The organism is Sorangium sp. So ce131 (genome assembly GCF_051519095.1).
In the GTDB taxonomy this organism is placed as follows: Bacteria; Myxococcota_A; Polyangia; order Polyangiales; family Polyangiaceae; genus Sorangium.
In genome coordinates, this window is the sequence record NZ_CP150455.1 from 11,241,179 (window position 1) to 11,254,028 (window position 12,850).

Genomic DNA, 12,850 nt, shown 5'->3' on the forward strand with positions numbered 1-12,850 from the left:
GGGCCGGCAGCGGCCGCCGGGGCGCGTTCACCAGCAGCTCTGGACGACCGAGCCCTCGTCGCGGGGATCCCTCAGGTACAGGGGGAGGCTGCAGGTGCCGTCGGCGAGGCAGGAGCCGTGCCGCCCGCTGGGCGACTCGGGGCAGTCATCGTCGGAGGTGCACGGCTCGGGGAGCGGCGAGAAGTCCAGGCACGCGCGCTGCCCGCGGAGCGTGCTGACGCACGCCGTCAAGTCGCCGACGCCGCCGCAGTCGTTGTCGTTCCGGCACGGCTCGCAGAAGTTGCCGTCGCCCACGCAGGCGCCGAAGCGGGGGAGGCAGGCCCCTTCCGTGCACTGGTAATCGAGGTCGCAGTCTTCATCGTTGTTGCAGGTCCGCGCGCAGCGGTCCTCGCCGCCGATGGAGACGCAGCGCTGGCCGGCGATCAGCGAGCAGTCGAGATCGCTCGCGCAGGGGGCGCACTGCGCCCGCTTGATGCAGGTCGTCCGCAGGAGGCAGACGGACCCTTCGACGTACTGGTTGCCGTTCGCGTTGAACGCGGCGGGATCGACGCACTCCTCCTCGGTCTCCCCGCAAAACGCGTTGTTCCCCTTGTCCTTACCGCAGATCGCGTGAGGGTCCCGGGTGAGGGCGCACTCGTAGCCGGCCGCGCAGTCCGCGTCGCTGGCGCAATGCGGCTGCGTGCAGTAGGCCTCGGCGTCGCCCTCGCCCTGCCCCCTGCACTCCAGGCCCAGCGAGGTGCACGCCGCGGCGTCGCAGGTCGGCAGGACGCAGGGCTTCCCGTTGCTGCACTTGCCGATGGTGCAGTTGGGATCGTCCCCGCCGCACGCCTCGGTGTCGCGCCGGCAGTCGGCGAGGTTGTTGTCGCACTGCGCCAGGTTGCACGCCGAGCCGTCGGGGCAGCTTCCGTACTGGCCGCACTCGTTGCCGAACGGGCAAGGTGCGCCGTAGCCCTGGGCCTTGCCGTGCGGCTGGCACACGGAAATCGCGTCGTCCGTGTCATCTTCCGTGGCGGGCCCGCAGACCTGGTCTCGGCGGCAGTCCAGGTGGCTGCTGCACTCGAGCACGCAGCGGTTGCCCACACAGGTATTCCCAGGCAGGCAGAGCGAGGGCTCGCACTTACCCTCGCATTTCCCGTTGACGATCACCCCGCCGAAACATTCGTCCCGCGGCTCGTCCGATGAGCAGGCGCTGCCCGCGATGACTGCTCCGACCGCCAGCCAGCCGAGCGTCAGGAACGCGTGGATACGACGGAGACGGGGCTGACGGGCGCTCTGCGATGCGACGACCTGCTGCATAGAACCTCAGCGCGGGCGGTGCCCGCGGGTCGGGGCCGGCACGGCGGGCCTGCCGGGAAATTGCGGAGGGAGCCCTCCGGGAACGAGGCGGCCGCGCCAGGTTGCCCTTGACGCGTCCCGCGCCGCCCAGAAGAATGAGCTCGTACTACACCATACTTCAGGCGGTGGCATCATGCGAATCGACGCAGTTCTCGGTTGGATGGGCCTTTTCGTCGTGACGGCCCTGGGGCTCGCGGGCTGCGGGGGTGAGGATCCTATTCCGGCTCCTGAGTTTCCTGAAGGGACGGGGCAGCCTGCGGCCAATGCGGTCAGTTATCCCCCAGGACCGTATGGGATCAACCCCGGCAAGGTGATCGCGAATTACCAGTTCGTCGGGTTCGCCAACGCCGACAAGAACAACAGCGAGATGCAGGCGATTCAGCTCGCCGACTTCTACAATCCGAGCGGGGAGGATCGCTTCCCCGAGGGTTCACCGTACGGCGCCGGGGAGCTGAAGCCGAAGGTGCTGCTGATCGACGTCTCGTCCGTGTGGTGTGAGCCGTGCCAGATTGAGGCGGAGTCGGTTCTGCCCCGGCTCTACGCCGAGTATCAGCCGAAGGGCGGCGAGTTCCTGGTCCAGCTCGCGGACGGAAGGAATCGGGGCGAGGCGGCCGTGGTAGGCGACCTGTATCGCTGGACGACGCGCTACGAGGTGGCGTACCCGTCGGCGATCGACCCCTCGTACAAGCTCGGCGCGCTCTTCCAGGCGGACGCCTTCCCCGCGAACATGATCGTCAAGACCAAGGACATGACGATCATCGAGGTCGTCGCTGGCGTGCCCGAGGAGGGCAGCAGTTTCTGGCGTACCTACGAGAAGGTCATGAACGGCGAGAGGTGAACAAGCCTCCGCGCGGGCGTGTCGTCGAGCCGCTGGACGGCACGCCCACGCGAGAAACGGAGCCAGGGCGCGCCCTGAAGCGCCCGCGACATGGTGCCCTCACGCCGGCCGTCCCGCCCACGCCGGCCCAACCGATACCCACGCGGAAGCCTCTATGCCCCGAACTACCCGCTGCGCGCTCACGTTGGCGTTCACCGTCCTCGGCCTCGCGGCCGCCGGCTGCGGAGCGGCCGCCCGCCCCTCCTCGGCGAGCCCGGCGCCCGATTTCTCGCTGCCCGCCCTCGACGGCAAGACGGTCCGGCTCTCGGACTACACCGGCAAGAGCGTTGTGCTGATCGACTTCTGGTCGACCACCTGCGACCCCTGCCTCGCGGAGATGCCGCACCTCGTCGAGCTCTACAAGAAGCACAAGGACAAAGGATTCGTGGTCCTCGCCGTGTCGCTCGACGGACCGGAGTCCCGCGCTCAGGTGAGCAGCACGGTCCACGACAGGGAGATGATCTTCCCCGTGCTGCTCGACGAGGAGACGACGGTCACCGCCAAGTACAATCCGAAGCGCGAGCTTCCGTTCTCCGTGCTCGTCGGCAAAGACGGATCGATCCTCCAGAAGCGCAGCGGCTACCAGCCCGGCGACGAGGCGGCGCTCGCGGGCGACGTCGAGAAGGCGCTCGGCCAGCAGTAGCCGGACGGACCGGCGCGCGGCCGAGGGCGACAGGGCGCTCCACGGGCCGGAAGTCCGTGGTAGGAACGCGAGGTGCGCTCACCTCTCCACGCCTCCTGCGCTTGCCTGTCCGCAGCGGTGCTCCTCGCCGCGCTCCCGGCCGCGGCGGTCGACCTCCCGAACGTCGGCGGCGAACCGATGGCGGTCGACGTCGTGAACACCGCCGCCGCGGTGTATCACTTCGACAACCGGAACGACAATCCCAACATCCCGTCGCGACACCTCGACGACAATTACGGGGAGCTCCTCGAGCGGCTGGACGCCCAGATCAACTGGTGGCGCCTGCAGCTCGGGGCGCGGATCAACGCCTCTTTCTATCCGATCAGCCCCTCGGCGACGGACATCGATCTGCAGCGGAAGGTGCTGCGCGATGAGGTCAATTTCGGCTTGGACGACGCCGCGCGGGAGCTTCACTCCCGCTACCGGACGACGGTCTATCCGGCGAAGCTCTGGCTCACCTACACGCAGCCGGGCGTCGAGGCCACGGTGGGCGACTTCTACGCCCAGCTCGGGCGCGGGCTCGTCTTCAGCGTGCGCAAGCTGGACGAGCTGGCCATCGACACGACCGTGAGGGGCGGCAGGCTCGTGCTCGACAAGGATTTCCAGCTGCTGCGCCTCGAGGCGACCGCCTTCGCGGGACAGATGAACCCGCTCCGCCTGGACGAGGCGAGCGGGAGGCGGCTCCACGGCGACGGATCGCCGCTCTTCTTCCTGTTCCCCGGCCGGGACGGCGCCGGCGACCTGAGGGATCCGCGCACCCAGGAGGTCACGGCGAAGGCGCGCCCGAACTACCTCGAGGACACCGCGCTCGGCGGGCGCCTCGAGGTGGGGGTGAAGGGCGTGGAGATCGCGGCGAACGGATCGCTGCTCCTGCGGAAATCGTACACCGAGGAGCTCCGCCGCTGCGAGCTCGAGCACGTCGGGGACGAGGGGGACGCGGCGGGCGTATGCGCGGCGGAGTACCCCGAGTTCGAGCTCACCGGCGCGCCTCACGCGCAGCGATTCAACGAGATCCGCACGTTCAGCGGCTCGGTGAGCGTGCCGTCCGTCGCGAACCACGGGGACGTGTATGTCGAGGTGGCCGGGCAACAGCTCCGCGAGCGCCATCGCGACAGCGCGGGCAACGGCCAGGGAGATCTGTCGGGGTACGCGGTCTACGCGGCGGCGAACGCGCGCGGCGGCCCGGTCGCCGTCCTGCTTGAAGGCAAGCACTACCGGCGGTTCTTCTCGCTCGCCTCCAACATCGACACCAACGCGCTGTCGAACGTGGGATTCAACGCGCCGGAGTTCGCGGGAGTCGCCTACAGCCAGCCCCCGACGGCAGAGCCCATCTACACGAAGCCGCTCGGCGCGCCCAACGTCTGCGTCACGGGCGGGCGCGGGCGCGTCGACTATCGCTTCAACCGGACCACGGCCGTTTACGCCTGGCTCGGGCGCTACGTGAGCTTCTCGGAGCGCGAGGAGAACAACGACTGCAACACCGAGGACAGGTACCGGACCAGCACCTGGGACACCGCGGTAGGCGCCGAGATCGATCTCGACTCCGGCCGCTCCCACGTGCGCGCGTGGGCCGGCGGGCGGCAGGTCGACGCGGCCGCCACCGACGGCATTTTCTACAGCGAGAGCTACGTCCGCTACGACGTCGTGAAGCACCTCGCCGGCCCCTTCTCCCTCCAGGTGCAGGGCAACAACCAGCGCCAGTACAAGATCGACGCGTACGGGTTCGAGGGGGAGAACTACATCGCGCTCCAGTGGTCGCCTCACCTGACCGCGATCCTCGGGCACGAGTACACGTCGCCGGAGCTGGGCGGGTGCGAGGCGCCCGAGGGCGGCGGGATCTGCCACTACTTCAACGGAGGGCTGCAGTGGAAATCAGGAGGGAGCGCCACGGCCCTCCAGCGGGTCTTCGATACGGCGCAGCTCTTCGTGGGCCAGCGGCGCGGCGGGTTGCGCTGCGTCTCCGGCGTGTGCCGGGTCTTTCCCTCGTTCGAGGGCGCGCGGCTCGAGCTCGTCTCGAGGTTCTGAGGCGACCGCGCGCCTCACGCGGAGCGCCGTCTCCGTTCAGGACGCGCGGAGCATGGCGCAGGCGATCGCGAGCCTGACGCGGGGCTCGGCGTCGGCGAGGAGCAAGGCCGCGCGGGGCAGCTCGCCCAGCTCGACCAGGCCCACCCCCGCCGCCTCGCGCACCGGGTGTTCCCGGGATCGGAGATCGCGCTCCAGGAGCGGCACGGCCTGCCGGACCCCTGCGCGGGCGAGGACGCCGCGCGCGAGGACCGCGCGGGTCGACGCCCCTCCGACGAGCTTCATCATCCAGGCGACCGCGGCGGCGCGCTCGCGCGGGGGCAGGGCGACGACGTCCGGCGAGGCCTCGACGTAGCGGGCGTTGGCGGCGAAGGCGACCGCGTCCTCGGGGTCGACCTGCGCCTTGGCGAGCGCGGCCCGCACGGCTGCGTCCTCGATCGGCGCAGAGAGGATCGCGTAGACGCGGTCTCTCCCGGGGCCGGAGTCGATCGCCCGCACGAGGACCGAGACGGCCTCGCCGGCGTCGGCGCCGCCAGCGCGCGCCAGCGCGCGCGCGGCGGCGATCGCGGGCGCGCCGCGCTGGGTGGAGATGGCCCAGCGGAGCTGCGCGCGCCCGCCGGCGTCGAGCGCGCGCGGCGCTGCCCACGCCTCGGCGATCGCCTCACGCCGGGGCTCGTCCGAGAGGACCCAGAGATCCCGCAGCGCCAGCGCGATCCCCTCGCCGCCGAGCGCGCCGCTCGCTCGGATCGCGAGCGTCCGCGCGAGCGGGTACGGGTCGAGCCGCGCCGCCTCCAGCAGCGCGCCCCGGTCGCCGGGGTCCGCGGCCGCGATCGCGGCGCGGAGCGCCGAGGCGCGCACCTCCTGATCTCCGTCGAGCATCCGCGCGCGGCGCGCCGCGCCGTCCCCGGGCGCGACGAGGGCGCGCGCCGCGAGCGCGCGGAGCGCCGCGCGCTCTCCAGGCCGCTTCGCCGCGGCCGACTCCGCCGCGTACCGCTTCACGCTCTCGGCATCGGTGAGCCCTGCCTCGAACAGGATCAGCTCGGCGGCGACCGCGACCCCGTCCGAGCCTGCGGCGCGCTCGGCGAGCGCGTCCTCGACGTGGCGCGCGCACGTCCGGATCTCGCCCAGCCGCTCGCCCCCGAGCGGCGGCGCAGCGCGCGCGATCTCTCCCTCGGCGACCGCTCGCGCGATCGCTCGAGCCTCGTCGCTGTCGAGCGAGCCGCGGCGGAGCTCCTCGGCCAAGGCGCGGCGGAGCTCCTCGTAGCTGCCCGCCTCGGCGGCGCGCACCGACGCCGATCGCGCGCAGCCCGCGGCCGCGGCCAGCGAGAGGAGGGCGGCGAGCAGCGACCCGGAGAGCGCGCGGAGCATGAGACGCGTCTTACCGCGCCGAAGTTCGCGCTCGAAGCCCCTTCGGCTCGACCACCCAGGTAATCCGTTCTATACGGGCCGCGCACGCGTCTGTACGGGCGCGCACGCGTTCCGGCACCATGCGTATCGACGTCATCGTCAACACCACAGCGCGTCGGTACCGGGCGAGCCCTTCGCTCATCGACCGCATGGCGGCCGCCTGCGCCGGCGCGGCGGAGCTCCACCCGACCTCGAGCGTCGCGGAGCTCGACGCCGCCTGCGCCCGGATCGCCGAGCGCGGCACCGATCTCGTCGCGCTCTCCGGCGGCGACGGCAGCTTCATGGCGGGCGTCACCGCCCTCGTCCGCGCGTTCGGCGAGGGCGCCTTGCCGGCGCTCGCCTTGTTGCCGGGCGGAACCGTGGCGACCGTCGCTCGGAACTGGGGCATGACGGGCGATCCAGCCGTGCTCCTCGCGCGGATCGTGCGCGACCTCCGCGCCCGCCAGCGCGGCGCCGGCGTCCCGGGGACCCTCCGGCGGCCCACCCTGCGCGTGCGCGCGACGACGCGCGGCGGCGTGGAGGAGCGCATCGGCTTCATCTTCGGCACCGGGCTCGTGGCCAGCTTCTTCGACGTCTACTACGAGCGCGGCGGCGACGGGTACGGCGCCGCCGCGCGCATCGTCGCGCGGGTGTTCCTCGAGTCCTTCTACGGCGGCGCCTGCGCGCGTCGGGTCCTCGACCCGCTGCCTTGCACGATCGACGTGGAGGGCCGGCGGCTCGCCCCCCGCGCCTGGTCGCTGGTCTGCGCGTCCGTGGTACGCGACCTCGGCATTCACATGCAGGTCACCTACCGGGCTGGGGAGGATCTCGACCGCCCGCACCTCGTCGCCAGCGCCCTGCCCCCGCGCGAGCTTGGCCCGCGTGCGCCGCTGGTCCTCGCGGGCCGTCGCATTGGCGGCAGGGACCATTTCGACGACCTCGTCCGCGAGTTCACCGTCCGATTCGGCGGCGCGTCCGGCGCCATGTCGGCCGACGACTTCGGCGCCGCGCCCAGCGCGACGCCGGGCGGCGACGGCCCCTACATCCTTGATGGAGACCCGCTCCGGGCTTGCGAGGTCCGGGTCTCGGCCGGACCGCCCATCGACGTCCTGTCCCTGCGCCGCTGAGCCTTCGCCCGCGGCGTGCCCGGGAGCGCCCGAGCGCCACGCCGCATGACGGAAACATGACCGGCGTCGTGAGCCTCAGTGACGGGCGTGTCCGATGCTCCATCCACCTTGGAAACCATGACGCAAGCTCCCGCATCGAGCCCCACCCGAGTCGTCGTACCGAAGCAGCGGCTTGGCATCGGTCAGTACTTCAACGCGCTGGGGATCATCGCCATCCACATCGGCACCGTGGTCGCCATCGTCCGCGGCGCCACGTGGAAGCTCGCAGCGCTCGCTGCGGCCACGTACTTCGTCCGGATGTTCGCGATCACGGCGGTCTACCACCGGTACTTCTCGCACCGGAGCTACAAGACGAGCCGCGGCCTCCAGTTCCTGCTCGCGCTGCTCGGGACCACGGCGACCCAGAAGGGCCCGCTGTGGTGGGGAGGGACGCACCGCGTTCATCACAAGTACTCGGACACAGAGCGCGACGTCCACAGCCCGCTCCGCAGGGGGTTCTGGTACGCGCACATGGGCTGGTGGCTCGGCCGCGAGCACGAGGAGCTCGATCTGAAGCGCATCCCCGACTTCGCGGGGTTCCCCGAGCTCCGCTGGCTGGATCGCTTCCACGTGGTCGGGCCGCTCGGCATGATCGCGCTGCTCTTCGTGTTCGGCGGCTACGACGCGTTCCTGTGGGGCTACGTCGTCTCGACGTGCGCGCTCATGCACGGGACGTTCACCATCAACTCGCTGGCGCACGTCTTCGGCTCGCGGCGTTACGCGACCACCGACACGAGCCGCAACAATTTCTGGCTCGCGCTCATCACCCTCGGCGAGGGCTGGCACAACAACCACCACCACTACATGAGCAGCGCGAACCAGGGCTTCTTCTGGTGGGAGATCGACGTCAGCTTCTACATCCTGCGCGCGATGGAGAAGCTCGGCCTGATCTGGGAGCTCCGGATCGCGCCCGCGCACGTGATGCAGCGAAACCTGATCAAGGAGGTCGGCGAGCGCTCGCCGCTCCTCGCCCCTCAGACCGCGCCCGTCGAGCCGCGCGACGCTCCGCCGCTGGGTGAGCCCAGCCTCGGCGACGTCTGAGCTGAAGCTCCCCGCCACGGGACCTGCGGACGAACGCTGCCCTGCAGCGCTCGTCCGCGCGCGTTTGTCACGAGCAGCACCGCAACCAGCGCCTGGCTGCGCGCAGAACCTCGTCGGCTCCACGCAGCCAGCGGCCGACGCCGGGCCCCCTCGAGGCTCGCGGAATCGCCGGCCGCCGTTCGCCGTGTAGGGCCGCTCGCCGGGCCTCTCGGACCGCGATCAGTTGACGGACGAAGCTGCCTGCTGGCTGTGCGCGGCGGCGGAGTCGCCGGGCTTCGATTTCTCGGCCTTGTTGCGCTCTCGCTGGCGCTCCAGGCCCGCGCGGACGAAGCGCGCAAAGAGCGGGTGCGCGTTGTGGGGTCGGCTCTTGAACTCGGGGTGGAACTGACAGCCGACGAAATACGGGTGTTCGCGCAGCTCGATCATCTCGACGAGGCGCTGGTCCGGCGACGTCCCGGAGAGCACGAGCCCCTTCTGCACCATCGACTCGCGGTACTTGTTGGCCACCTCGTAGCGATGCCGGTGCCGCTCGCTGATGCTCGTCTGCCCGTACGCCTCTGCGGCGAGCGTCCCCTTGTCCAGCACGCACGGGTACGCGCCGAGGCGCATCGTACCACCCTTCTCCACGACCCCCTTCTGATCGGGCATCAGATCGATCACCGGGTAGGCGGCGTTCCGATCGAACTCCACGGAGTTCGCGCCCGCCATGCCGCACACGTGCCGCGCGAACTCGACCACCGCGAGCTGCATGCCGAGGCAGATCCCGAAGAACGGGATCTTCTCCTCGCGCGCGTAGCGGATCGCCTCGATCTTCCCCTCGGTCCCCCGGTCGCCGAAGCCGCCGGGCACGAGGATCGCATCGAGGTTCGCCAGCAGCTCGGCCGCGCCGCGCGCCTCGATCTGCTCGGAGTCGATGTACTCGAGCTCGACCCGCACGTCGTTGTGGAGCCCGCCGTGGACGAGCGCCTCGTGGAGCGACTTGTACGAGTCGCGCAGGTGCACGTACTTGCCGACGACGCCGATCTTCACGATGCCGCGGGACGGCTTCTTGAAGCGCTCGACGATGCGCTGCCACGCGGACAGATCCGGCTGCCTCGCCCAGATGTTGAGCAGCTCCGTGATCTTCTCGTCGATCCCCTCGGCGTGGAGGACCAGGGGCAGCTCGTAGATGCAGTCGACGTCGACGGCCGCGATCACGCAGTCGACGGCGACGTTCGAGAAGAGCGAGATCTTCTCCTTCATGTTCCGCGGGAGCGGCCGGTCGCAGCGGCACAGGAGGATGTCCGGCTGGATGCCGATCTCGCGCATCTCCTTCACCGAGTGCTGGGTGGGCTTCGTCTTGAGCTCGCCCGCCGTCGCGATGAACGGGACGAGCGTGACATGCACGGAGATCGCGTTCTGCGCGCCCGACTCCACCTTGAGCTGGCGGATCGCCTCGATGAACGGGAGCGACTCGATGTCGCCCACCGTGCCGCCGACCTCGACGATCGCCACGTCGGCACCGTCCGCGGCGGAGCGGATGCGCAGCTTGATCTCGTCGGTGACGTGCGGGATCACCTGCACCGTCGCCCCGAGGTACTCGCCCCGGCGCTCCTTCGAGATGACCGCCTCGTAGATCCGGCCGGTCGTGAAGTTGTGCTGCCGGGTCATGCGGGCGAGCGTGAACCGCTCGTAATGCCCGAGATCCAGATCGGTCTCCGCGCCGTCGTCCGTGACGAAGACCTCGCCGTGCTGGTACGGCGACATCGTGCCGGGATCGACATTGATGTACGGGTCCAGCTTGACGTGGGTGACCTTCAGCCCACGAGACTCCATCAGCGCCCCGATCGAGGCCGCCGCCAGTCCCTTGCCGATCGACGACACGACCCCGCCTGTAACGAAGACGAATTTGGTCCGCTTGCTCATGACCCGTCGCTCCGCTGCGCCGTGTGCGCGCCTGTAACCAGTTCCTCGATCGGCGCTCAAGAGGGAGAGGCCGCCAAGGTTCGGCTGTCCACGGCAAATGCCTTGCCCGGCTTACAAGCCGCACGGCCCCGTCAACAAGACCGAAGCCGGAGGAAACCTCACGAGGAGGGATCCCACACCGGCAACAGAACCTGACCTGCCGTGCGAGCCCGTCAGCAACCGGACGAGCTCACGGCAAGCCTGCGCGACGTGATGCCGCTCTGAATCCGCCGGCATTCTAGGCCGCTCTTCAGGCGCGTCAATGCAAAGGGCAATCCGATTTCCAGGCGGGCCGCGTCCCCTGGGCTCAGGGCCTCGGGGTGGCCACCGCGCCGGGGCCAGGGTCCGCCGACCCGAGAGCTCCGCCGGATCGGGATGGTACGCTCCGGCGGCTCCCCGCGCGACCTCGCCGTGCCATGCGCATCGCTCACGTGTTCCAGCTCGCGACGTCAACCCCGATCGTCGCGCTGGAGCGCGACAGCGCGCTCTACGACGTCGCGGAGCTCGAGCGCCGCTTCGGAACGAGGCTCGCCGACATCCCTGGCGTGTCCGACTTTCACACGCGCGTGGTGGCGCTTCGTTGCGCCGGCCTCCACGCGCTGGACGACCGGCTGCTCAGCGGGGATCGGCCGGCGTCGGCGCAGCTCCTTCCGGGCACCTTCCTCTGGCTTGCTCCGTGCGCCACCGATCGCGCGGCGTACGTCCAGCTCGGCCCCTGCGCGCGCGACGCCGAGCGCCCCTGGTACCGGTTCGGCAACAGCCGCGCGCTGCAGGGGCACGCCGCGGCGATCCCCTTCCCCGCGCTCGAGGACGAGCCCGACTACGAGCTGAACCTGGCGGCGCTCCTCTGCGAGGATCTGCGCCGCGCCACCCCGGAAGAAGCGGAGCGCGCGATCGCGGGCTACGCCGTGCTGAACGACTGGACGGCGCGCGGGCTGGAGGCGCAGGCGCTGGCGAAGGGCATGCCGCCTTCCGATGCGAAGGACTTCGCGACGCAGCTCGGCCCGGTGCTCGTCACGCCGGACGAGCTTGGCCCGATCGACGTGCTGCGGACGCAGGTCCGCGTCGACGCCGAGGTGCGCCTCTGCTCCCGCATCGGCGAGTGGGCGTTCTCGCTCGCGGAGGCGATCGCGTGCGTCAGCGACCGGATCGAGCTGCGCGCCGGCGACGTGATCGGAGCGGGACGGGTCGTCGGCGGGAGCGCCAGGTGCGCTGGCCGGCGCGTGCCGTACGGCGCGCGCGTGGAGCTGATGATCGAGCGGATCGGATGGCTGGCCGGCAAGCCGGTCTGCGGCCCCGAGCCGCTGCCGTGGCGCCGCCGCTGAGCGGCGCCCACGCGCCAGCCCCCCGGCCCGCTCAGAACGTCCCGACGACGCCGAAGGCCACGCCGCTCGCGGTGACGACCGGCGCCGGCCGCACCGTCACCGCCGTGGGCTTCGGCGGCTGCGCCGAGCGCGCCTCGGTGGTCATGAAGATGCCTTCTCCGATGAGGGCGAGCCCCGCGATCTGCGCGAGCCCGTCGATGACCGTGAGCGCCCCGCGAACGTACAGCCGGTACCCGCAGTCCGGGTCGTCCGCGGCGCAGCCGTTCTTGGCGAGCGCCATCCAGGGGCCCGCGATCGGGATCTTCAGCTCGCCCGCCCCGGGGACCTCGGGCCACGACGATGCGGCGACGAACGCTGCGCCGTAGGCGAGCGCCGTCACGGCCGCCCCGCCGACGATGACCTTCACGCGAGCCGATGACGGCGGATACCGCGGCGGCGACGGCTCCTCCGCGCCCGCAGAAGCGGCGGTCAGCGCGAGCGCGGCGGCGACGGCGAGGGCGGCGCTCTTCATGGCGTCTTCGCGCCGGCCGCCGCGGAGCCGCCCTTCTTGGCCGGCAGCTTCACGGTGTACGGGACCTCGAGGGGCTCCCCCTCGAACGGCAGCACGATCTCCCCGACGAAGGCCCGCTTCACGCACGCCTCGGCGGGCGTCCCCGCGAACGGCGGCCCGACCAGCACGTCGGTCACGCGCCCCTTCTGCCCGTCGAAGACGACCTTGACCTCTCCCTCGCCGGTCGGCGCGTTGGCCACGACCTCCGCGCAGTTCGCCGCCTTGTCGCCGCCGCGCCGCAGCGCGATCTCCATCTGCTTCTTCTGATCCTCGTTGAGCGCGCTGCCGCTGTCCTTCGACCCGCTCGCCTCCGCGCCGGAGCTCTCCGCCTCGGCGGGTGGAGCCTCGTCGGAGTACGCCTGGTCGAAGTTGTAGTCTTCCCCTGCCTGCTTGGGTTTGGCGCCCGAGCATGCTGCAGCCGCGAGGATGAAGAGCGGCACGAGCACGCGGGCCGGATGCTGCTGGGACACGGTGTCCTCCCTTCGAACAGAGCGTGAAGAACTGCTTGCGCGCACCGTAGCA

Annotated in this window: 11 protein-coding genes; 6 read left to right on the plus strand and 5 right to left on the minus strand. The window is 71.0% G+C overall.

The genetic code is table 11. The annotated features are described in order from the left end of the window. Nucleotides 1–27 precede the first annotated feature (27 nt). Nucleotides 28–1,080, minus strand: a complete 1,053-nt coding sequence (locus WMF43_RS40740; protein ID WP_437673282.1) for a hypothetical protein — start codon at nucleotides 1,078–1,080, stop codon at nucleotides 28–30. A gap of 388 nt (nucleotides 1,081–1,468) precedes the next feature. Between WMF43_RS40740 and WMF43_RS40745 the strand changes: the two genes are divergently transcribed. The 3 genes from WMF43_RS40745 to WMF43_RS40755 all read left to right on the plus strand — a co-directional run bounded on the left by WMF43_RS40745 (nucleotide 1,469) and on the right by WMF43_RS40755 (nucleotide 4,919). Further along, entirely contained in the window at nucleotides 1,469–2,173 is a 705-nt protein-coding gene (locus WMF43_RS40745; RefSeq protein WP_437673283.1) for a TlpA disulfide reductase family protein, read from the plus strand. A gap of 154 nt (nucleotides 2,174–2,327) precedes the next feature. Next, nucleotides 2,328–2,855, plus strand: coding sequence for a peroxiredoxin family protein (locus WMF43_RS40750; protein WP_437673284.1), 528 nt, complete (start codon nucleotides 2,328–2,330; stop codon nucleotides 2,853–2,855). A 72-nt stretch (nucleotides 2,856–2,927) separates the two neighbouring features. Further along, nucleotides 2,928–4,919: a hypothetical protein gene (locus WMF43_RS40755; protein ID WP_437673285.1), complete on the plus strand. Its 1,992-nt coding sequence runs from the start codon at nucleotides 2,928–2,930 to the stop codon at nucleotides 4,917–4,919. A 36-nt stretch (nucleotides 4,920–4,955) separates the two neighbouring features. On the opposite strand, the gene WMF43_RS40760 is transcribed toward WMF43_RS40755, so the two are convergent. Beyond that, nucleotides 4,956–6,284: a hypothetical protein gene (locus tag WMF43_RS40760; protein WP_437673286.1), complete on the minus strand. Its 1,329-nt coding sequence runs from the start codon at nucleotides 6,282–6,284 to the stop codon at nucleotides 4,956–4,958. Between the two features lie 119 nt (nucleotides 6,285–6,403). Between WMF43_RS40760 and WMF43_RS40765 the strand changes: the two genes are divergently transcribed. Further along, nucleotides 6,404–7,429, plus strand: coding sequence for a diacylglycerol kinase family protein (locus WMF43_RS40765; protein ID WP_437673287.1), 1,026 nt, complete (start codon nucleotides 6,404–6,406; stop codon nucleotides 7,427–7,429). Between the two features lie 117 nt (nucleotides 7,430–7,546). Continuing rightward, entirely contained in the window at nucleotides 7,547–8,509 is a 963-nt protein-coding gene (locus tag WMF43_RS40770; protein ID WP_437673288.1) for an acyl-CoA desaturase, read from the plus strand. A gap of 219 nt (nucleotides 8,510–8,728) precedes the next feature. Here the strand turns inward: WMF43_RS40770 and WMF43_RS40775 are convergent, their stop codons facing one another. Then, complete coding sequence (locus tag WMF43_RS40775; RefSeq protein ID WP_437673289.1) at nucleotides 8,729–10,414, minus strand: CTP synthase; 1,686 nt, start codon at nucleotides 10,412–10,414, stop codon at nucleotides 8,729–8,731. Nucleotides 10,415–10,869: 455 nt separating this feature from the next. Between WMF43_RS40775 and WMF43_RS40780 the strand changes: the two genes are divergently transcribed. After that, entirely contained in the window at nucleotides 10,870–11,778 is a 909-nt protein-coding gene (locus WMF43_RS40780) for a fumarylacetoacetate hydrolase family protein (RefSeq protein ID WP_437673290.1), read from the plus strand. Nucleotides 11,779–11,809: 31 nt separating this feature from the next. On the opposite strand, the gene WMF43_RS40785 is transcribed toward WMF43_RS40780, so the two are convergent. Next, nucleotides 11,810–12,289 (minus strand): hypothetical protein, encoded by a 480-nt coding sequence (locus WMF43_RS40785; protein WP_437673291.1) that lies wholly within the window; start codon nucleotides 12,287–12,289, stop codon nucleotides 11,810–11,812. Beyond that, nucleotides 12,286–12,798 carry a hypothetical protein gene (locus WMF43_RS40790; protein ID WP_437673292.1) on the minus strand — a complete coding sequence of 171 codons (513 nt, stop codon included), beginning with the start codon at nucleotides 12,796–12,798 and terminating at the stop codon, nucleotides 12,286–12,288. Before WMF43_RS40790 ends, WMF43_RS40785 begins: the two co-directional genes overlap by 4 nt. Nucleotides 12,799–12,850 lie beyond the last annotated feature (52 nt).